The organism is Bacillus sp. OTU2372 (assembly GCF_038440275.1).
In the GTDB taxonomy this organism is placed as follows: Bacteria; Bacillota; Bacilli; order Bacillales; family Cytobacillaceae; genus Neobacillus; species Neobacillus bataviensis_B.
Genome location: NZ_JASATK010000007.1, coordinates 18,485 through 39,765 on the forward strand (window position 1 = coordinate 18,485; position 21,281 = coordinate 39,765).

The 21,281-nt window shown below is 41.0% G+C and carries 16 protein-coding genes and 1 other annotated feature; of the genes, 2 read left to right on the top strand and 14 right to left on the bottom strand.

All coding sequences use genetic code 11. The annotated features are described in order from the left end of the window. Positions 1-22 precede the first annotated feature (22 nt). The gene (locus AAHB15_RS13265; RefSeq protein WP_335571893.1) at positions 23-2,665 is read right to left on the bottom strand and encodes a valine--tRNA ligase; all 2,643 of its coding nucleotides are present in this window, start codon (positions 2,663-2,665) and stop codon (positions 23-25) included. A 50-nt stretch (positions 2,666-2,715) separates the two neighbouring features. After that, positions 2,716-2,948: a binding site (T-box leader), on the bottom strand. 160 nt (positions 2,949-3,108) lie between these two features. On the opposite strand from AAHB15_RS13265, the gene AAHB15_RS13270 reads away from it, so the two are divergent. Then, positions 3,109-3,303 carry a hypothetical protein gene (locus AAHB15_RS13270; protein WP_335571957.1) on the top strand — a complete coding sequence of 65 codons (195 nt, stop codon included), beginning with the start codon at positions 3,109-3,111 and terminating at the stop codon, positions 3,301-3,303. 17 nt (positions 3,304-3,320) lie between these two features. On the opposite strand, the gene ysxE is transcribed toward AAHB15_RS13270, so the two are convergent. From ysxE to hemA, 8 genes are all read right to left on the bottom strand, one after another. Further along, positions 3,321-4,361, bottom strand: coding sequence for a spore coat protein YsxE (ysxE, locus tag AAHB15_RS13275; RefSeq protein WP_335571894.1), 1,041 nt, complete (start codon positions 4,359-4,361; stop codon positions 3,321-3,323). A gap of 103 nt (positions 4,362-4,464) precedes the next feature. After that, the gene (gene spoVID, locus AAHB15_RS13280; RefSeq protein WP_335571895.1) at positions 4,465-5,580 is read right to left on the bottom strand and encodes a stage VI sporulation protein D; all 1,116 of its coding nucleotides are present in this window, start codon (positions 5,578-5,580) and stop codon (positions 4,465-4,467) included. A gap of 320 nt (positions 5,581-5,900) precedes the next feature. Beyond that, positions 5,901-7,187: a glutamate-1-semialdehyde 2,1-aminomutase gene (hemL, locus tag AAHB15_RS13285; RefSeq protein ID WP_342042581.1), complete on the bottom strand. Its 1,287-nt coding sequence runs from the start codon at positions 7,185-7,187 to the stop codon at positions 5,901-5,903. 25 nt (positions 7,188-7,212) lie between these two features. Then, positions 7,213-8,193, bottom strand: coding sequence for a porphobilinogen synthase (gene hemB / locus AAHB15_RS13290; protein WP_342042582.1), 981 nt, complete (start codon positions 8,191-8,193; stop codon positions 7,213-7,215). Positions 8,194-8,371: 178 nt separating this feature from the next. Then, positions 8,372-9,163: a uroporphyrinogen-III synthase gene (locus AAHB15_RS13295; RefSeq protein WP_342042583.1), complete on the bottom strand. Its 792-nt coding sequence runs from the start codon at positions 9,161-9,163 to the stop codon at positions 8,372-8,374. Then, positions 9,156-10,094 (bottom strand): hydroxymethylbilane synthase, encoded by a 939-nt coding sequence (hemC, locus tag AAHB15_RS13300; RefSeq protein WP_342042584.1) that lies wholly within the window; start codon positions 10,092-10,094, stop codon positions 9,156-9,158. The genes AAHB15_RS13295 and hemC overlap by 8 nt, the downstream gene beginning before the upstream one ends. A gap of 15 nt (positions 10,095-10,109) precedes the next feature. After that, a complete protein-coding gene (locus AAHB15_RS13305) occupies positions 10,110-10,943 on the bottom strand; it encodes a cytochrome C assembly family protein (RefSeq protein ID WP_335571899.1) in 834 nt (277 codons plus the stop codon). Between the two features lie 12 nt (positions 10,944-10,955). Further along, a complete protein-coding gene (hemA, locus tag AAHB15_RS13310) occupies positions 10,956-12,299 on the bottom strand; it encodes a glutamyl-tRNA reductase (RefSeq protein ID WP_335571900.1) in 1,344 nt (447 codons plus the stop codon). A 271-nt stretch (positions 12,300-12,570) separates the two neighbouring features. Here hemA and AAHB15_RS13315 point away from each other — a divergent pair, with 271 nt between their 5' ends. Further along, a complete protein-coding gene (locus AAHB15_RS13315; protein WP_335571901.1) occupies positions 12,571-13,059 on the top strand; it encodes a LiaI-LiaF-like domain-containing protein in 489 nt (162 codons plus the stop codon). Positions 13,060-13,101: 42 nt separating this feature from the next. Here the strand turns inward: AAHB15_RS13315 and yihA are convergent, their stop codons facing one another. From yihA to tig, 5 genes are all read right to left on the bottom strand, one after another. Further along, on the bottom strand, positions 13,102-13,683 hold the full coding sequence (gene yihA / locus AAHB15_RS13320) for a ribosome biogenesis GTP-binding protein YihA/YsxC (RefSeq protein WP_144564334.1): 582 nt from the start codon (positions 13,681-13,683) through the stop codon (positions 13,102-13,104). Next, positions 13,680-16,007 (bottom strand): endopeptidase La, encoded by a 2,328-nt coding sequence (gene lon / locus AAHB15_RS13325; protein ID WP_335571902.1) that lies wholly within the window; start codon positions 16,005-16,007, stop codon positions 13,680-13,682. Before lon ends, yihA begins: the two co-directional genes overlap by 4 nt. 212 nt (positions 16,008-16,219) lie before the next feature. Further along, on the bottom strand, positions 16,220-17,887 hold the full coding sequence (gene lonB, locus AAHB15_RS13330) for an ATP-dependent protease LonB (RefSeq protein WP_144564340.1): 1,668 nt from the start codon (positions 17,885-17,887) through the stop codon (positions 16,220-16,222). 303 nt (positions 17,888-18,190) lie between these two features. Next, positions 18,191-19,450 (bottom strand): ATP-dependent protease ATP-binding subunit ClpX, encoded by a 1,260-nt coding sequence (clpX, locus tag AAHB15_RS13335; protein WP_335571903.1) that lies wholly within the window; start codon positions 19,448-19,450, stop codon positions 18,191-18,193. 418 nt (positions 19,451-19,868) lie between these two features. Further along, a complete protein-coding gene (tig, locus tag AAHB15_RS13340) occupies positions 19,869-21,146 on the bottom strand; it encodes a trigger factor (RefSeq protein WP_335571904.1) in 1,278 nt (425 codons plus the stop codon). Positions 21,147-21,281: the final 135 nt, after the last annotated feature.

Sequence of the window (21,281 nt, forward strand, 5' to 3'; positions counted from 1 at the left end):
TGAATTCGTCTCGCAAAATTTGTTATCCCCTTAACTCTTTAATACGCGCTTCGACCGTGTCTCTCTTTTCTAGATAATCTTTCTCTTTCGCACGTTCCTCTGCCACAACACTTTCAGGGGCCTTTTTCATAAAGCCTTCGTTGCCTAATTTCTTCTGAACGCGGTCCACTTCTTTATTTAAGCGGTCTAATTCTTTATTTAGACGAGCAATTTCTTCGTCAATATTAATGAGTCCTTCAAGCGGCAAGATGATTTCTAAGCCTGTAACCACAGCTGTCATTGCTTTTTCTGGTACTTCGATGTCTACGCCCATTGTCAGCTCATCAGGATTACAGAAGCGTTCAATATAGCTACGGTTTTCTTCAACAGCTTTTAGAACCGTTTCATCCTTAGCCTTTACAAGCATCTTAATTTTTTTGCTCATTGGCGTATTCACTTCTGCACGGATGTTTCGTACAGAGCGAATCATTTCCACAAGAAGTTTCATATCTTGTGCTGCCTGCTCATCAGAAAGCTCTGGTTTTACAACCGGCCATGCTGCTGTTGTGATGGATTCACCAGCATGTGGAAGATTCTGCCAAATTTCCTCCGTGATAAATGGCATGAATGGATGCAACAAACGCATCGTGTTGTCTAATACATAAGCAAGGATGGAACGAGTGGTTTTCTTAGCTGCTTCATCTTCACCATATAATGGAAGCTTCGCCATTTCAATATACCAGTCACAGAAGTCATCCCAGATAAAGTTATATAAGGCACGGCCAACTTCACCGAACTCATAGCGTTCAGACAGTCTTGTTACATGTTCAATCGTTTCATTTAAGCGAGTTAAGATCCACTTATCGGCAACCGATTTTTCGCCGCTGAAATCAATTTCTTCATATGTTAAACCATCCATATTCATCAAGGCAAAACGGGAAGCATTCCAAATCTTATTGGCAAAGTTCCAAGTGGACTCGACCTTTTCAAAGCTGAAACGTAAATCCTGGCCTGGTGAACTTCCAGTGGATAAGAAGTAGCGTAAGGCATCGGCACCATACTTTTCGATAACATCCATTGGATCTACACCGTTACCAAGTGACTTACTCATCTTACGGCCCTGCTCGTCACGAACGAGACCATGAATAAGAACATCTTTGAATGGACGATCCCCTGTGAACTCGATGCTTTGGAAAATCATCCGGGAAACCCAGAAGAAGATGATGTCGTAACCAGTTACCAGTGCATCCGTTGGGAAGTAACGCTTATAATCAGCCGCTTCAGTGTTTGGCCAGCCCATTGTAGAGAACGGCCATAATGCGGAGCTGAACCATGTATCTAATACGTCTTTATCTTGTTCCCAATTTTCAGCATCTGCAGGTGCTTCCGTTCCTACGTAAACTTCACCTGTTTGTTTGTGGTACCAAGCCGGAATTCGATGACCCCACCAAAGCTGTCTGGAGATACACCAGTCGCGGATATTTTCCATCCAGCGAAGATATGTTTTTTCAAAACGATCTGGAACGAAATTTACTTTGTTTTCTTTGTTTTGTAGGGCAATCGCTTCGTCTGCAAGTGGCTGCATCTTAACAAACCATTGGGTTGAAAGATATGGTTCAACAACCGCTCCGCTGCGTTCAGAGTGACCAACAGAATGCATATGCTCCTCAATTTTGAAAAGAACGCCTTGCTCTTGCAGGTCTTTAACAATTTGCTTGCGGCATTCGAAACGATCTAAGCCTTGGTATTTGCCGGCTTTTTCATTCATAGAACCATCTTCGTTCATGACAAGGACACGCTCTAAGTTGTGACGGTTACCCACTTCGAAGTCATTTGGGTCGTGAGCAGGCGTTATTTTTACAGCCCCTGAACCAAATTCCATATCCACATAATCATCACCAACAATCGGGATTTCACGCCCAACAATTGGGAGGATTACTGTCTTACCGATTAAATGCTTATAACGATCATCTTCCGGGTGAACGGCAACAGCGGTATCACCGAGCATTGTTTCTGGACGAGTTGTGGCTACTTCAATCTGACCAGAGCCATCTGCTAATGGATAATTCATATGATAAAACGCACCCTGAACATCTTTGTAGATTACTTCGATGTCAGATAATGCTGTTTTTGTTGATGGGTCCCAGTTAATAATATATTCACCACGGTAGATTAGACCTTTTTTATATAGGGTTACAAATACTTCTTTAACCGCATCTGAAAGACCCTCATCAAGTGTAAAACGCTCGCGGCTATAATCAAGGCCTAAGCCTAATTTCGACCATTGCTGACGGATATGGGACGCATATTCTTCTTTCCATTTCCATGTTTCTTCGACGAATTTTTCACGACCTAAATCATAACGGCTTTTTCCTTCGTTACGAAGTTTTTCTTCTACCTTTGCTTGAGTTGCAATACCCGCATGGTCCATGCCAGGCAGCCAAAGAACATCATAACCTTGCATTCGTTTCATCCGTGTAAGAATATCTTGTAAGGTTGTATCCCAAGCGTGACCTAAGTGGAGCTTTCCAGTAACATTTGGCGGCGGGATAACGATTGTGTACGGCTGTTTGCTTTCGTCATCCTTTGCTTCAAAAAACTTGCCATTCAGCCACCATTCATATCGACCTTTTTCAATTGTTTGCGGATCGTACTTGGTCGGCATTGTTAATTCTTTTGTTTCCATTTTGTTTCCTCCTTCAAAATTCCGGTAAATACAAAAAACCCCAGTCGTCATAAAAGGACGAATGGAGTTTGCTTCGCGGTACCACCTTTTTTCCAATCCAAAAACACGATTGGCTCTTAACTTAGATAACGGATTTTATCCGTCTTCAACTACTAGGATTTCTCTGTTCGCAGAAGAAGCTCATGGGCGACTTTCCAACGTTCTGCTTAGGAAATCTTCCAGCAAGTGATTTCCCTCTCTTAAAGCAGGAGTGCATTGTACTCTTCCCTGTCGTAGCTCTCATTTTAAATTATATTGTTATACTACCCAAAAAAGGGGAGTGACGTCAATCAGGATGACCAATTTTTTTATTTTTTATACCTTATGTAAAGATGAAGAGAACTTCTATAGGCTTTTGGAATATATATAAATAAAAGTTTTATCTTTTTGGGGAGGTTCGGAACGTGAAACGTAATAATTTCCACAAATATAAATACCGTCCCTGGTTTATCACTTCACGCAGGATTGCCGCACAATTGATTGTTCCCTTCAGCATCTTTCAATTTATCCGCACACTGTTTTTACCAACCGTCCTTGATGTATTGCTGTTAGCCATTTTTCTTGTGATTGCTGTTTCCCTCTATTTTGACATACTTTAAGGAGCCCATCATGCAGGTTATGACTGCTGCTGGGCTCCTTCTTTTGCCTGCTTTTGTTGATTCTCAATTTCAGTCATCCGCATCACAACATACTCGGAATTTTTCAGGTGCCAATACTTCTCCTGCAGCTTCCGAACAAACTTCATTTCATTCTTTCTTCCTTGTTTCTTGTAATAGCTATCGACCACTTGCATAATCGGAACAGGTAAGGCTAAATAGCTGTTGAATAATAACTTCTCATCCTCTTTATAAGGGAAATATTTAAAGTAGTGATACACCCAGTCAATCGCGGTATCACTCCGCTTTGGTCTAGTGTTTAAGGCCCTTGATAAATATGGGAGCAGATCATGAATAGGGGACCCATAACGGGCATTTTCAAAATTAATAAAAAAACCGTACCCCCGGTCATCGTAGAGAAAATGTTCGGGAGATAATTTCCCATGAGTTATCACCATTCGTGCCTTTTCGTCGTCTTTCGTCGTTTCGTACCATTCCTCGAATTTGGCTTTCGAAAACCGGAGCGCCTGGCTGATTTCGTTATAGTATAAGCAATACAACAACTGAAACGGTGACATATAGGTCTTCTTTTCACATTCATCCATAAAGCCATCAAGGAATTCCTGATGCTTTTCAAGCTGCTGAATGGTGGTTTCGTAGTGCTCAGTACGTTCTTCTTTGTTGACCGTTACTTCCTTCGCAGACAGGGTATGAAGTCTAGCTAACTCTCTAAATAGCTCGAAATTTTGCTGATCACGGTTTTCTTTTTGATCATTGGGCATCCACGGCATTAAATAATAAAGATTATTCTCATGTAAAACCGCATACCGGCCGTCCATGGTTGGATAGATGGGGACGATGCGGTTGAAGCCTTTTTGATATAGCAGGTGAACATGACGGATGAAATCTGTCCCTGTTGTAGGTGGGATTTTTTTTAGTGCAAAGGTGCCTTTATTGGAATAAACCTTTTGAACAATCCCGTAGTCTTCAACAAAATAAGGCTCGACAAGATAATTTTGTAAAATTGGTGTTATTGATCCTAACCGATTCATTTCGCTCATGAGATGTCATCTCTCTTTCAATGAAAGGCGAAGATTAGTAAAACTTTAAGAAAAATAAGCTGAGCAGGTTGGAAAAAAACCCGCTCATCTTTTTATTCATCCGCTAATTTTTTGCAAGTGTCCCCGGAATATAAAGAACCTGACCAACAGATACATCTTGATTTAAATCAAGATTATTGACACGGAGCAGGTTCGGAACGGATACATCATAGCGGTCTGCTAAGCTAGCAACCGTATCCCCTTTTTGAACAATGCAAACCTTTAATTTCGTTTGGCCTGTTCTTTCATCCTTACGGGCAAAGAACTCTGTCAACGTCATACTTTTCTTCTTAGCAGTCTTCTTCTTTTTCACTGCTTTTGGCGGCACTTCTGAAGAAGAAGAAGATGAACTTTCCTCAGAAACTTCAACTTCTGCAACAATTATTTCTTCATGGTGCTGTGGAGCGTGATCTTTCACTACAATAACTTCTGCGGTTGTTTCAACCGCTTCAGGATGGCTCCCTTCACTCCTAGCCTCCTGCAAATTCCATGCAGGAGAATACTCTTCTGTCTCTTCCTCCTCTTCTTCTTCCTCGACCTGAGGATGATAATTGAAGGTAGGGAAATTCGGTAAGATTTCAACTGGTTCTTCTTCTTCCTGCGGTTTCCTTGCTTCGGCTTCAAACAAGAAGTTGTTTTCAAAGCTGCTATGGACGGCAGGTTGTTCTACTTCCACTTCTTCCTCTTCATAACGGTGAAGCACTTCAAACTCTTTTTCTTCCTCTTGCTGCTGCTGTTCAACTTGTTCATTTCCATATAAACCACTAATCGTTAACTCGGCGGAAAGCTTGATGCAACTGCGCTCTGGGATGGAATAATCAAATGATTCTACAAGGACGTCGATATCATAGATACTTTGAATCCGGTTATTCGGAATCGTGATATCGACTGGGAATCTGTGCGAAAATTCACAGGATCCCGCCTCTTCCAGTTCAGCTACTCTCTCGACAAATTTTTGGGAGGTAACCCCATCCTCTTCACTTACTTCGCTTGCTTCGTAACTTTTATATTCGCCAGATAGTTGGAGCGAACCACGTATGGTTACGTACTGATCGTTTTCCTGGATGGTGATGTCCGGGTCTAGGGAAATCGAAATGAGTTCCTCGACTTCCTGTCCTTTTCTAAACCACAATGACTCCTCCAAGGAAAATCGCAGGCACGATTGATTCTCTTGGGACAAAGCGACTCCTCCTTTCGTATCCTCCACGCAAAATCACTATGTCACTTAAACTCTATGTGGGAGGACAATTTTTTATGATAAAAATGGTATTCTGACTTGCAAAAAGAAATGTTTTTGATGGGCACTTTATTCTGTTTGGCTGATTTTTCTGTTGGATTGGCTTATTTTAGGTGATAATTGGCTCGTTTTTCGGGGGCTTGGCTCATTTTTGAAGATGATTGGCTCATTTTCCTTGTTTATTGGATAATTTTCCATTTATACCCAATTACGAACAAAAAAAATACACCCACGCTTAACAAAGGTGGGTGCAGAAATTAATATTATTTAAGTTTCGAAAAAGCAACCTCTGCTGCTTGAATCGTTTTTTCAATATCCTCATCAGAGTGCTCTACGGATAGGAATAAGCCTTCAAACTGAGATGGCGGTAAGAATACCCCTTGATTCGCCATTTCGCGATAATAGGCCGCAAAGAAGTCTAAATTAGATGTCTTAGCTTTTTCATAGTTAATAACAGCTTCGTTCGTGAAGAAGAAACCAATCATTGAACCAGCACGATTAAAACTAATCGGAATATCATGCTTTTCAGCTGCTGCTTCAAAACCTTTTTGCAGCAGATCACCTTTGCGGATAAACTCTTGATAGTGCTCAGGTGTTAATTGGCTTAATGTTTCAAGACCAGCCGTCATTGCAAGCGGGTTACCTGAGAGTGTCCCTGCCTGGTAAATTGGGCCGCTTGGAGCGATTTGCTGCATGATTTCAGCTTTACCACCGTAAGCACCAACAGGAAGTCCGCCGCCGATGACTTTTCCAAGACAAGTAATGTCAGGCGTTATATTAAAATAGCCTTGTGCACAGTTGTAGCCGACACGGAATCCGGTCATAACTTCATCAAAGATGAGTAGCGAACCATTGGCTGTTGTCAGCTCACGAAGACCTTCTAAGAATCCTGGAAGCGGCGGAACCAATCCCATGTTTCCAGCAACAGGCTCCACGATAATACAAGCGATATCTTCACCAAAGTGCTCAAACGCATATTTAACACTTTCAAGATCATTGTACGGAACTGTGATTGTATTTTTAGCAGTCCCCTCAGGAACACCTGGGCTGTCAGGCAGCCCTAATGTAGCGACACCTGAGCCTGCTTTAATCAATAATGAATCGCCATGGCCATGGTAACAGCCTTCGAATTTTAAAATTTTGTTGCGGCCTGTATAGCCTCGTGCTAATCGAAGTGCACTCATTGTCGCTTCCGTTCCGGAGTTGACCATTCTGACTACTTCAATTGACGGAACGCGCTCAATCACAAGTTGTGCTAATTTCGTTTCTAATTCCGTTGGGGCACCAAAGCTTGTCCCCAATTCAGCTGTTTTTTTCAAAGCCTCGACGACACGATCATTGGAATGCCCTAAAATCAGCGGACCCCATGACAATACATAATCGATATATTCATTTCCGTCTATATCATATATTTTTGACCCTTTGCCTCTTTCCATAAAAATAGGACTCATATTAACGGATTTAAAGGCACGAACCGGGCTGTTCACACCCCCAGGCATTAGGTTTTGGGCTTCTTTAAATGCTTCAATCGATCTGGTATACGAACGCATTCTTTTCCCTCATTTCAAGTGTTGTTTATTCCGCTTCTTTTAACCAGCGGCATGCATCTTTTGCATGATAGGTGATGATTAGGTCAGCACCAGCACGCTTCATGCCAACCAGCATTTCCATTACTGTATTTTTCTCGTCAATCCAGCCGTTTTGGGCGGCGGCCTTAATCATGGCATACTCACCGCTTACGTTATAGATAACAACAGGCAGATTAAAGTTGTTTTTTACATCACGAACGATGTCAAGGTATGGCATACCAGGCTTCACGATTAAGAAGTCTGCGCCTTCTGCCACATCGGATTCTGCTTCTCTGAAAGCTTCAAGGCGGTTTGCTGGGTCCATTTGGTAAGTTTTCCGGTCACCGAACTGTGGTGCACCCTCGGCAGCTTCTCGGAATGGTCCATAGAATGCGGACGCATATTTAACCGCATAAGACATGATCGGAATCTCAGTAAATCCTGCCTCATCTAATCCCGCGCGAATTGCAGCAACAAACCCGTCCATCATGTTTGAAGGGGCAATAATGTCAGCACCTGCTTTTGCTTGGGCGACAGCTGTTTTTACGAGTAAATCAAGGGATTGGTCGTTAAGGATTTTGTCACCTTCAACCATTCCGCAATGGCCATGGTCGGTATATTCACAGAGGCAGGTATCTACGACGATGATAATTTCTGGAAAATGTTCTTTTATGTAACGGGTTGCGATTTGAACGATCCCATGGTCATGAAAGGCTTGCGTTCCGCAGGCATCTTTTGTGGTTGGGATTCCGAATAATAATACAGACTTGATACCATGTGCAACGATGTCTTCCATTTCTGCCTGAAGGTTGTCCATTGATACTTGGAATACTCCCGGCATAGATGAGACTTCTTTACGGATATTTTCGCCTTCATATATAAATAACGGATAAATGAAGTCTTCTGGTCTGATGTGATTTTCTCTTACAAGCGCACGCATATTAGCACTTGTCCGTAATCGGCGGTGACGTTGAAATTGAAGTTCCATTCTATTTTTACCTCCAAATATTTAATTTTAATTTGTTACTGGCGAATAACTTTCGTTTAGTGGCGGATAACCGCAGCTTTCTGGGCATCACCGCTTTTTAGTGGCGGATAAAAGAAAATTACTGGCGATATTCTAATTTACTGGCGGATAACTCAACAATACTGGCGCATGGCCTCTGTTAACTGGTGTTAAGTCCACCTTCATTCTCAAGATAAGCAATCGTGCTCTCCATCATATCCTTCACGGTATACTGCTCTGGTGACGCATGCACCGTCAAACCATACTCAAGCAGCTTTTTTTCCGTAACAGGTCCGATACAGCCGATTATACATTTTTTCAACTGCTCCTCCAAACCATACTCCTTGACGACCACCATGAGGTGATCAACAGTCGAAGGACTAGTAAAGGTGAGGATATCCAGTTCATTTTCTGAAAGCATCTGGGCCAGCTTCAAACGGCTTTCTTCAGGCAAATACGTCTCATAAATAACCACTTCATCGACTTGTGCCCCTGCCGCCGTTAACGAAGCGGCAATATACTCCCGAGCCAAGTTGCCTTTTGGGAGCAAAATCTTGGCATGGGCATCAACTAAAGGTAAAAACTCCTCGACAAACACCTCGGCAACATAGGCCGAAGGGACAAATGCCGGGTGAATCCCCTTCTGCTGCAAAACCTCAGCCGTTATTTTTCCAATTACAGCAATCTTGGGCAAAGCGGTTGCATAACGGTCGTAAAACGAAAAAAAGGTATCGACCGTGACATTGCTCGTAAAGATAATCCAGTCGTATGTATCAAGTGCCTCCAAACATACTTGAAGACGTTGAATTTTTTCAATCGGTCGAAAGGCAATTAGAGGGATTTCAACAGGAATCCCTCCATACCTCTCGACTAGCTTTGAGAAAGATTTTGCTTGACCTCGCCCTCTAGGAACAAGAACTTTTTTATCAAGCAAAGCGCCGGTTTTACTCACGACCTTCAAGCTCCCGCTTAACTCGATCAATCAGGTCCTTGGCTCCTTTTTTAATTAATAAATCAGCAGCCTGATTTCCGAGCTCTTCCGGATTTTGTCCGCGAAGTTCTTCTCTGAAAATCTCTTGACCTTCTGGTGAGCCGACTAAAACATTTAAAACTACTTCATCATTTTCGTTTACTTGTGCAAAGCCGGCAATCGGCACCTGGCAGCCGCCCTCCATTTTGTGAAGGAACGCCCGTTCAGCACGAACGGCTTTTTCTGTTTTTTTGCATGTGAATTTTTCAAACAGCTCTAGCAGTTCCTTATCGTCCTCACGGCATTCAATGGATAATGCTCCTTGACCCACTGCAGGAACACAAATATCGGCATCAATAAATTCCGTTACAACTTCCTTCGCCCAGCCAAGACGGGATAGACCTGCAGCAGCTAGAATAATGGCATCGTATTCACCGGATTCTAACTTTTCTAATCTTGTATCCACATTTCCGCGGATCCATTTGATCTCTAGATCAGGACGCTGCGCTAAAAGCTGGGAGCTGCGGCGAAGACTGCTTGTACCGATGATGGCACCTGGCTTTAAGTCATTTAATTTCACATGGCCTTTTGAAATCAAAGCGTCACGGTGATCTTCACGGAATGGGATACAGCCGATCGTCAAACCTTCAGGAAGGACGGCCGGCATATCTTTCATACTATGGACGGCCATATCAATCTCTTTATCAATCATTGCCTGTTCGATTTCTTTAACAAATAATCCTTTTCCGCCAACCTTTGAGAGGGTTACATCTTGGATTTTATCACCTTTTGTCACAATTTCTTTGACCTCAAATTCAAAATTTGGATTTAGCTTTTTAAGCTGATCAATTACCCAATTCGTTTGTGTTAACGCCAATTTGCTTCGTCTAGAACCAACAATAATTTTTCTCATGATTGCCTCCTATTGTTATGCATACCATAAATGAAATGATGATAATCGACCAAATAAGAAAAAGTTTATTAGGACAATTAAAAAGGACGCTGTATTCCAAATGGCTAATTGTCTGCCGGAGAGATTTTTTACAATCCGCAGGTATAAATAAATACTATAGGCTGAAAGTAACAGGAATGAACCAATAATTTTCATATCGTACCACGGCATTCCCGGAACCTTAAGAAATGCCCACTGGAGACCTAAAATTAGACTGAGAAGCAGCATCGGAACGCCAATAACAGCGAATATGTATGATAATTTTTCAAGTTTCTCCAAATCGGCAAGCCGGATTAAGCGAGTTCCCCATTTTTTCCGTTTCAATAAATTGTATTGAAGTAAATATAACGATGAAAATACAAATGATAGAGAAAAGGCTCCGTAAGAAAGTATGGCCATCGTAATGTGAATTAACAGCAGTTCAGATACAAGCTTGGTTGCCAACGTATGTGAATGGTATTGCATCGGCACAAAAGTATGGATGGCCATGACGGTGAATCCAAGTATATTTGTAAAAAAAACGATAAAATCGACCCGTAATAAGTGATTGATAATAATAGACAATGTTACCAATACCCAGGCATAAAAATAGAGTCCCTCAAAAATGGTTAGTACAGGGAATCTGCCTGTATTTATCATATATAAAGAAAGAAAGACGGTTTGCAATATCCATACAAATGCAAGTAACCAGAAAGCAATACGGTTTGCCTTCCGGTTATGGTGAATGAAGTCGAAAAAATATAACAACACACTGAAGGCATATAGAACAACTGTAAATTCGTGAAGCCTTGTCAAAAGAGTGTTAAACATAGCAACAACTCCTTATGACTGAAAAGAAGCCTGAACTTCTCCAACCGGCATTTTATTCGTTTTAGCTGCTTTCGAATGTTGTTCCTGAACAAGCCCCTCAATATTAAAGATCTTCATAAACAATTCCATTGTCTGATCTGCATCTGGTCTTGCTGCCAACTCTTTTGCTTGTAAAATAGGATCCTTTAAGAGCTGATTAATGATGCTCTTTGTGTGTTTATTTAGGACTTTAATATCATGTTCGCTTAGGTTTGGCAGTTTCCGTTCAAGACTAACCATCGTTTCTGCTTGAATCGCCAGTGCTTTTTCACGAAGTGCAGAGATAACAGGGACCACTCCAAGCGTACCTAGCCACTGTTTAAAATCGACAATTTCCTTTTCGATCATTAGCCTGATTTTCGCTGCGGCTTTTTGACGCTCCTGCAAGTTTGCTTCAACAATGCCTTCTAAATCGTCAATATCGTATAAAAAGACATTATCAAGTTCAGCTATTCTTGGGTCTAGATCACGAGGTACCGCAATATCAACCATAAACAGCGGTTTCCCTTTGCGCTTTTTCTCGACTTTTGCGATTAACTCTTTGGAAATAACCAAATCCTTAGCACCTGTCGAACTGATTAGGATATCGGCCTCTATCAGTGATTTCTCTAATTCGGTCACATTTCTTGCCTCACCGTCAAAACGGCTTGCAAGTGCTTGTGCTTTTTCATACGTACGATTAATCACGGTTACTTGTTTCACACCGTTGCCGTGTAGGTTCTGAGCAGCCAGTTCACCCATTTTTCCAGCGCCAAAGATTAAGACATGCTTATTCTCAAGCGAACCAAAAATCTTCTTCGCTAGTTCAACCGCTGCATAGCTGACAGAAACAGCATTGGCACCAATATCTGTTTCAGAATGTGCTCGTTTTGCAAGCGTAACTGCTTGTTTAAAGAGGTGTTTAAACACAGAGCCTATGGTTCCCTCTTGTTGTGCTAACAAAAAGCTTGTTCGTACCTGTCCGAGAATTTGAGTTTCTCCGAGAACCATGGAATTTAGTCCACATGTTACATTTAATAAGTGGTCTACTGCACCCTCATCCTCATAAACAAAGAGGAACGGTGAAAATTCCGCTTGCTCGATTCCGAACCATTCAGACAGAAATTCTTTTATATAATAACGGCCTGTATGAAGCTGATCCACCACCGCATAAATTTCTGTACGATTACATGTTGACAAGATGATATTTTCTAGGATGCTCTTTTTTGAATTTAATTGCTTTATCGCATCCACAAGATCGGTTTCATTAAAGGTCAACCGCTCACGGATTTCAACAGGGGCAGTTTTATAGTTAAGACCGACGACGACTATATGCATTTGTTTATTACACCCCCAAAAAGTTTACAGTATTATCTATTAAAAATTATATCACGAGCAATTTCGAATTTTGCTCGATAAATGTGAACATAAAATGAAACAATATGCTAATATAAAATAAACTTGCTTGATTTAATAAGACTTTAGCATAGATTCCTTTACATATTCTTAAGTATGAAATAAATCGGATTTCTAATATACTTCCCTATGTACAGTACCAAAAAAATAGAATAGATTCAAGTGAACCTTACTGGAAGTGATGGTGTTTTTAATGAAAAACCAACGAATTTTCCCTGGGATTATCCTAATTGGATTTGGGGCGTATTTTCTACTACAGCAGACAGGCATTACTCTTTTTCAACAATTTTATACATGGCCGACACTGCTTATTATTGTCGGTGCCGCTTTTTTAGGTCAGGGGTACTCTGCACACGAATATGATGCGATTCTCCCTGGAGTTATTATGAGTGGATTTGGCCTGCATTTTCACCTTTCAGGACATCTAGCCTTTTGGCCGACGAACACGATTGGCATGTTAATTTTAATTATTTCTGTAGGCTTCTTTCTTCGTTTTCAAAAAACAAACACTGGCCTGTTTCAAGCCTTCCTTTTTCTCATTATAGCGGTTCTATTACTGTTTTATGATAAAATTGCCGGCTATTTTGGCATTCTGCAAAACGGGATGAATTTAGTTTGGAAATTTTGGCCTGCTCTTTTAATTGTTGTTGGTATTTATTTTTTACTAAAAAAGAAAAAATAACCGCCTTATGCAGATTAACTGCCTTGGCGGTTATTTTCTTTCTTACATATAACTTTGCAAAATCGACCAGGCTTGATCCTTGCCCTCGCCTGTTTCCGAGGAAAAAACAATGATATGGTCATTTTGATCTAGTTCTAATGTCTCGCGAGTTACTTTTAAATGTTTCTGCCATTTCCCTTTAGGGATTTTATCCGCCTTCGTCGCGATGATGATGCAGGGGATCTCGTAATGTTTAAGAAAATCATACATCATCACATCATCAGTGGTTGGCGGATGGCGCAAATCAACGATTAAAACAACCGCCCGAAGCTGTTCCCGTGTCGTAAAGTAGGTTTCAATCATCTTTCCCCACGCGGCCCGCTCGGTCTTTGAAACTTTCGCATATCCATAACCAGGTACATCGACAAAATGCAAAATTTCATTAATCAGGTAAAAATTCAATGTCTGCGTTTTACCTGGCTTAGAAGAAATCCGTGCCAAACCTTTTCGATTCAGCATCTTATTAATAAACGAGGACTTTCCCACATTAGAACGGCCTGCAAGCGCAAACTCCGGCAGCTCAGTTTCCGGATATTGTTCCGGTTTTACAGCGCTAATTACTATATCAGAACTAACTACCTTCATCGAGCGCCACCTTCTAAAAGGGCGCGCTTCAATACTTCATCCACATGGGAAACAGGGAAAAATTCCAAATCGGCCCGAACACTTTCAGGAATATCATCAATATCTTTGAGATTATCTTTAGGCATGATGACTGTCTTTAGTCCGGCACGATGGGCGCTAAGCGATTTTTCCTTCAAGCCGCCGATTGGAAGGACCCGGCCTCTTAAGGTAATTTCACCCGTCATCCCCACTTCACGGCGGATCGGTTTACCAGTTAATGCCGACACAAGGGCTGTTGCCATAGTAATCCCGGCAGACGGACCATCTTTAGGAACGGCTCCTTCTGGGACATGGATGTGAATATCATTTTTTTCATGGAAATCTTCTGCAATGCCCAGTTCACTTGCTTTGGAACGAATATAACTAAAGGCAGCTTGAGCGGATTCTTTCATGACATCCCCAAGTTTACCGGTTAAAATCAGCTTTCCTTTACCAGGAGATAAAGATACCTCAATTTGCAGGGTATCCCCGCCAACGGTGGTATAGGCCAAGCCCGTTGCAACGCCTACTTGGTCTTCAGCCTCTGCCATACCATAATGGAATCTTGGCTTTCCTAAGAATTCCTCTACATTCTTATCGGTAATGATGACGCGCTTTTTCTCTCCGGCTACAATGATTTTTGCCGTTTTTCGGCAAATCGTCGCCATTTGACGTTCAAGGCTACGAACACCAGCTTCACGAGTGTAGTAACGGATTACCTTCAAAATGGCATCATCACGCATTTGTAGAACACCTTTGGAAAGGCCATTTTCTTTAATTTGCTTTGGCAGCAAATGATCACGGCAGATGTGAACTTTTTCAATTTCCGTATAACCTTCAATTGTAATGATCTCCATCCGGTCTAACAGTGGGCCCGGTACAGTGGAAAGATTATTAGCTGTAGCAATAAACATAACCTTTGATAAATCATAGGTTTCTTCTATATAATGATCGCTAAAATTATGATTTTGTTCAGGATCTAATACCTCAAGCATCGCACTTGATGGGTCACCCCTAAAATCACTCGACATTTTATCAATTTCATCGAGTAAAAAGACCGGATTGATCGTGCCTGCTTTTTTCATTCCTTGGATAATCCGACCTGGCATCGCCCCAACGTAGGTTCTGCGATGACCGCGGATTTCGGATTCATCACGAACACCGCCAAGCGAAATTCGGACAAAATGCCGATTGAGCGAGGTGGCAATTGAGCGGGCCAAACTTGTTTTACCAACCCCTGGAGGTCCAGCAAGACAAAGGATGGGCCCTTTAATAGAATTGGTCAATTTTTGCACCGCTAAATATTCAAGCACACGCTCTTTTACCTTTTCAAGTCCATAATGGTCTTCATTTAAGATCTTTTCAGCACGAAGGATATCAATATCATCATCCGTCGTTTTGGACCATGGCAGGGCAATCAGCCAGTCAATATAGTTACGAATGACTGCACTTTCAGCAGAACTGGCAGGTACCTTCTCATAACGGTCAAGTTCTTTCAAGGCTGCTTTTTTGGTATGCTCTGGCATTCCTGCCTCTTCAATTTTCTTGGTGAGGTCTGCAATTTCGCCGGTTTTTCCTTCTTTATCACCTAATTCCTTTTGAATAGCCTTCATTTGTTCACGAAGATAGTATTCTTTTTGCGTCCTTTCCATTGAACGTTTTACACGCTGGCCAATCTTTTTCTCAAGATTAAGGACTTCTTTCTCATTATGAATCGTATCAATCACGCGGTTCACCCGCTCTTTGATATTGACCATCTCGAGAATTTCTTGTTTTTCTTTTAACTTGATTGGCAAATGTGATGCAATCAGATCAGCCATCCGCCCTGGTTCCTCAATATCAGCAACGGTCGCAAATGTTTCAGCAGAAATCTTTTTCGATAATTTTATGTATTGCTCGAAATAATCAAGCATCGTTCTCATCAGGGCTTGATCTTCTACATCCTTTGTATCTGGGTCCTCATAGGTAACGATACTAACGGAGTAATAGTCATCTTCATCATAAAAAGATACAACCTCTGCTCTATTTAAGCCTTCCACTAATACGCGAATCGTACCATTAGGAAGCTTTAACATCTGCTTAACCTTTGTCAAGGTTCCCAATTTGTATAAATCCTCTTCCGCAGGTTCATCTATTGAGACATCCTTTTGAGTTGTTAAAAAAATCAGATGGTCATCTACCATTGCTTTTTCGAGTGCCTGCACAGATCTCTCACGGCCTACATCCAAATGAAGGACCATTGTCGGATATACGAGCAATCCTCGAAGCGGCAGGAGGGGGACGATCAATTCATTCTGTTCCGCCATCATACTGCACCTCCACATGCAAATTCCTTATTTTTCTACTGCTAGCAGAATAGTCTTTGTTGTACAATTCTATCTCATTTGGTTTTTCGTGTCTATTTTTAGAGAGTGTACCTTGTTTGTTTTTCACTATAATTATTTTCCCCAAACACATCCGTTTTCTTTCTCATAAAAAAACTTCGGTTTGATTTTACTTCCAAACCGAAGCTTTTATTCTAAATGGATTCTTTTTTTGATAATTCGATCGATGCTGGTATGGCCTCATTTATTGGATATGAGTTAACTAAGGCAAGATCAAACACCTGTTGAAGGTGGGTCACTGGGACAATGTTGATTCCTTGAATTTCATTTAAAATCATTTGCATATTTTCTTCTGGTATAATAACAGTTTTAGCCCCGGCTTTTAAGGCTGCTTTTACCTTAGGATACACACCGCCGATCGGCTTTACATTACCATGAATACTAATTTCTCCTGTCATGGCCACCGTGTTGTCAATTGGAATCTTGTAAATAGCGGAATAAATTCCCGTAGCCATCGCAATCCCCGCCGAAGGACCATCGATTGGTACTCCGCCTGGGAAATTCACATGAATATCATAATCATTTGCCGGTACACCCATTGAACGTAACACGGTAATCACGTTTTCAATAGAGCCGCGCGCCATACTCTTACGGCGAATCGATTTACCCTGCCCGCCGATACTTTCTTCTTCAACAATTCCCGTAATATTAATCGAACCCTTTTCCTTTGCAGGAATGACGGTTACTTCAATTTCTAGCAGTGCACCGGAATTGGGTCCATAAACCGCTAAACCATTAACCAGTCCAATATGGGACATATCATTTATTTTTCTTTCCATCCTTGGCGTCATTTGGCTAGAATGAATGACCCACTCGATATCTTCGTCCTTAATAAAGCTTCGATCCTCTGTAATCGCAAGTCCTGCTGCGATTTGGATCATATTGACCGTTTCCCGGCCGTTTCTTGCATATGTAGATAAGGTGTCTACACCCTTCTCGCTTATTTCCATATTCACTTTATCAGCTGCTTTTTTTGCAACGGTGATAATCTCTTCCTGATTTAAATCACGAAAGAACACTTCCATACAACGCGAGCGAATCGCTGGTGGAATTTCACTTGGCGTTCTCGTAGTTGCCCCGATTAAACGAAAGTCGGCTGGAAGGCCATTTTTAAAAATATCATGGATGTGGGTTGGAATCTGCGTATTTTCTTCATGATAATAAGCACTTTCAAGAAAAACTTTACGATCTTCTAAAACTTTTAACAATTTGTTCATTTGAATCGGATGTAATTCACCAATTTCGTCAATAAACAGCACTCCACCATGGGCATTTGTAACAGCGCCCTGCTTTGGCTGGGGAATCCCTGCTTGTCCCATTGCACCAGCACCTTGATAAATCGGGTCATGAACCGAACCAATTAGCGGATCAGCAATTCCTCTTTCATCAAATCGAGCGGTTGTCGCATCTAACTCAATAAAAACGGATTGTGATTTAAATGGTGATTTTTTATTCCTTTTGGCTTCCTCGAGGACGAGGCGGGCAGCTGCTGTTTTTCCGACCCCGGGAGGTCCATAAATAATTACATGCTGCGGGTTTGGCCCGCATAATGCTGCTTTTAATGATTTTATTCCATCTTCCTGGCCTACAATATCATTAAAACTGGTAGGACGAACTTTTTCAGATAACGGTTCTGTTAAGGATATCGATCTCATTTTGCGAAGCTGTTCCATCTCTTTCCGGGATTCCCGATCAATGGACACTTTTTGGGTACGCTGGCTCCTCAGTAAATTCCAAAAATACAGCCCTATAATAATACCGAAAAACAGCTGTATAAATAAGGCAATCCCCGTCCAACTCATATTTTTCCCTCCTACTACTAGTACTCATCTATAGTAAGAAGTATTTCCTTTAGACTGGCGGAATAAACCAACAATGTAAAAACAAATCGTTTCTGGGGACGGGTTCTATGTTTATTTTTGAAGCCTTTGGCCGATTTTTTGAGGCTATTGGCTGATGTTTCATTGAGATTGGCCGATTTTTCTAGGGGATCGGCTCATAAGTAATGATCTTTGGCTCATTTTAAGCCATAATCGGCCGATTTACCATTTATTGTCATGATTCCATAAAAAAAGACCCAGCTTTAAAAGCCAGGCCTCAATCACTTATGCAGATTTTTCTTCTGCCACAACAGTTCCATCCTCTAATACTAGCTTCGGAACGCTGTTATCAACAACGGTTTCTTTTGTAATAATACACTTCGTGATATCCTCGCGTGAAGGAAGGTCGAACATGACATCCAACATAATCCCTTCAATAATTGAACGTAAACCACGGGCACCCGTCTTCCGCTCAATTGCTTTTTTCGCGATTTCAGTTAGAGCACCTTCTTCAAATTCAAGCTCCACATCATCGATTTCAAGCATTTTTTGATATTGCTTCACAAGTGCATTTTTTGGTTTGGTTAAGATTTCAATTAATGCAGCCTCATCTAATTGCTCAAGGCTTGCAATAACAGGAAGACGGCCAATAAATTCTGGAATTAATCCAAAACGAAGCAAGTCTTCTGGTAATACTTTGGAAAGAAGTTCTTTTGAGCCAATATCTACTTGCTTGACATCTGAACCGAAGCCAATAACCTTTTGGCCTAAACGGCGTTTGATAATTGGTTCAATTCCGTCAAAAGCTCCACCGCAAATAAATAAGATGTTCGTCGTATCGATCTGGATAAATTCTTGATGCGGATGCTTTCTTCCACCTTGGGGAGGAACACTTGCAACGGTACCTTCAAGAATTTTTAATAGAGCTTGCTGAACGCCTTCACCGGAAACATCTCTAGTAATCGATGGATTCTCCGATTTACGGGCAATTTTATCGATTTCATCGATGTAAATAATGCCTTTTTCGGCCTTCTCTACATCGTAATCTGCTGCTTGGATTAATTTTAAAAGAATATTTTCAACGTCTTCACCAACGTAACCAGCCTCAGTAAGCGAGGTTGCATCAGCAATCGCAAACGGTACATTTAAGATACGTGCTAATGTTTGCGCCAATAACGTCTTACCCGAACCAGTCGGCCCAATCATACAGATGTTACTTTTTGAAAGCTCAACATCATCAATTTTGCTATTAGAATTGATACGCTTGTAGTGGTTGTAAACCGCCACAGACAACGATTTCTTCGCCTGATCCTGACCAATAACGTACTCATTCAAAATCTCACATATTTCTTTTGGTTTTGGTACGTCTTTGAATTCTACTTCTTCTTCTGTTCCAAGTTCTTCCTCAACAATTTCCGTGCAAAGCTCGATGCATTCATCACATATATATACTCCCGGCCCGGCAACTAATTTACGAACTTGATCCTGTGTTTTGCCACAGAAGGAACACTTTAACTGTCCTTTTTCATCATTAAATTTAAACAATTCTTTCACCCCTTAACACGTGTTAAAACCCTATTGAAGCTCGTGAATTACACAAACAAGTCCGAGTTTTTTCTCTCTTTTAATGGTATGTATTTTGCATTGTAACACATTTGACTATTGGACTGGAAATAAAACGCTTTAACGATTATGTTTTCTTTTTCTCGTTTTTGTTTGTGGAATTCGTTTTTAAAAAAAATATGTACTCATTAATCATAACCATAAATTTAAAAAATAAATCTTAAAACGCTATGGAAATATTTATTCGCTATGGATTGCGTTTTTTCCTGCCCGTTGTAAAAAAGTTAAAATTATTAGTAGCGGAAACATTAAAAAGGTTTCCCTGTCTTTATTATAATATGTAATTGAAAAAATGTATAAAACAAGGCACGATAAATATCGCGCCCTGTTCAACTTTTAATTATTTTTTATTTTCAACTAAGAAGTTAACTGCTTTTTGAAGTTGAAGATCTGCTTTAATACCATCAAGGCCGCCAAGAGCTTGTTTAATAGTATCAACCGGCATATTGTACATGCCAGCCATTCTTTCAAGTTCTGCGTTCACATCTTCTTCTGTTACTTCAAGGTTTTCAGCTTTAGCGATTGCTTCAAGTGTTAAGTTCATTTTCACACGCTTTCCAGCATCTTCCTTCATTTGTTCACGTAAGGCATTTTCGTCTTGACCAGAGAATTGGAAGTAAAGGTCAAGGTTCATACCTTGCATTTGCAGGCGTTGTTCGAACTCTTGAAGCATGCGGTTTACTTCAGTCGTAACCATTACTTCAGGAATTTCAACTTCAGCATTTTCAGCCGCTTTTTCCACTAAAGTATCACGTAGGTTATGTTCTGCTTCATGCTTCTTGCTGTCTTCTAAACGAGTTTTGATTTTTTCTTTTAATGCATCTAAAGTTTCAACTTCATCGTCTACATCTTTAGCGAACTCGTCATCTAATTCAGGAAGTTCTTTTCCTTTGATTTCGTGAACAGTCACTTTGAATACTGCAGGTTTACCAGCAAGCTCAGCAGCATGGTATTCTTCAGGGAATGTTACTTCCACATCTTTAGATTCGCCAGCTTTTACGCCTACTAATTGCTCTTCAAAGCCTGGGATGAAAGAACCTGAACCAAGTTCTAGTGAATGGTTTTCAGCTTTTCCGCCTTCGAATGCTTCGCCATCAACGAATCCTTCAAAATCAAGAACAACTGTATCACCATTTACAGCAGCACTGTCTTCTTTAACAACAAGCTCAGCTTGACGCTCTTGCATTGTTTTTAATTCGTTCGCAACATCTTCATCAGTTACAGTTGTATCGATTTCTTCTACTTCTAAGCCTTTGTACTCGCCTAATTTAACTTCTGGCTTCACTTGTACAGTTGCTTTGAAAATAAGTTCTTTACCTTTTTCCATTTGCTCAATGTCGATATCCGGACGGTCGATTGGCTCGATTCCTGTTTCGTCAATCGCATTGCCGTATGCTTCTGGAAGAAGGATATCTAATGCATCTTGATAAAGAGCTTCTACACCGAAACGTTTTTCGAACATGCCACGAGGCATTTTTCCTTTACGGAAGCCTGGAACGTTTACTTGCTTAACCACTTTTTGGAATGCCGCGTCTAGGCCTTTGTTTACCTCTTCAGCGCTTACTTCTACAGTAAGGACACCGCGGTTTCCTTCTAATTTTTCCCATTTTGCTGTCATACCTTTTTTTCCCTCCAACAAATCTATTCTCTTTTCATTCGATAACGAATTTGAGTGAGTCGAAAAATGTCTTGTCTATCAAGTCATTTTCCTATTTTTAAATGTAAAATATAGTTTTTTACACAATGCAACCCC

What these genes read in the sequence shown, in the direction of transcription:
- lonB (WP_144564340.1), bottom strand. Translation starts at nt 17,887, where the DNA reads ATGAGTTGGACGGGGATTGCCTTATTTATACAGCTGTTTTTCGGTATT.
- hemB (WP_342042582.1), bottom strand. Translation starts at nt 8,193, where the DNA reads ATGGAACTTCAATTTCAACGTCACCGCCGATTACGGACAAGTGCTAAT.
- hemA (WP_335571900.1), bottom strand. Translation starts at nt 12,299, where the DNA reads ATGCATATAGTCGTCGTCGGTCTTAACTATAAAACTGCCCCTGTTGAA.
- hemC (WP_342042584.1), bottom strand. Translation starts at nt 10,094, where the DNA reads ATGAGAAAAATTATTGTTGGTTCTAGACGAAGCAAATTGGCGTTAACA.
- tig (WP_335571904.1), bottom strand. Translation starts at nt 21,146, where the DNA reads ATGACAGCAAAATGGGAAAAATTAGAAGGAAACCGCGGTGTCCTTACT.
- yihA (WP_144564334.1), bottom strand. Translation starts at nt 13,683, where the DNA reads ATGAAGGTAGTTAGTTCTGATATAGTAATTAGCGCTGTAAAACCGGAA.
- AAHB15_RS13265 (WP_335571893.1), bottom strand. Translation starts at nt 2,665, where the DNA reads ATGGAAACAAAAGAATTAACAATGCCGACCAAGTACGATCCGCAAACA.
- hemL (WP_342042581.1), bottom strand. Translation starts at nt 7,187, where the DNA reads ATGCGTTCGTATACCAGATCGATTGAAGCATTTAAAGAAGCCCAAAAC.
- lon (WP_335571902.1), bottom strand. Translation starts at nt 16,007, where the DNA reads ATGGCGGAACAGAATGAATTGATCGTCCCCCTCCTGCCGCTTCGAGGA.
- ysxE (WP_335571894.1), bottom strand. Translation starts at nt 4,361, where the DNA reads ATGAGCGAAATGAATCGGTTAGGATCAATAACACCAATTTTACAAAAT.
- AAHB15_RS13315 (WP_335571901.1), top strand. Translation starts at nt 12,571, where the DNA reads ATGAAAAACCAACGAATTTTCCCTGGGATTATCCTAATTGGATTTGGG.
- AAHB15_RS13305 (WP_335571899.1), bottom strand. Translation starts at nt 10,943, where the DNA reads ATGTTTAACACTCTTTTGACAAGGCTTCACGAATTTACAGTTGTTCTA.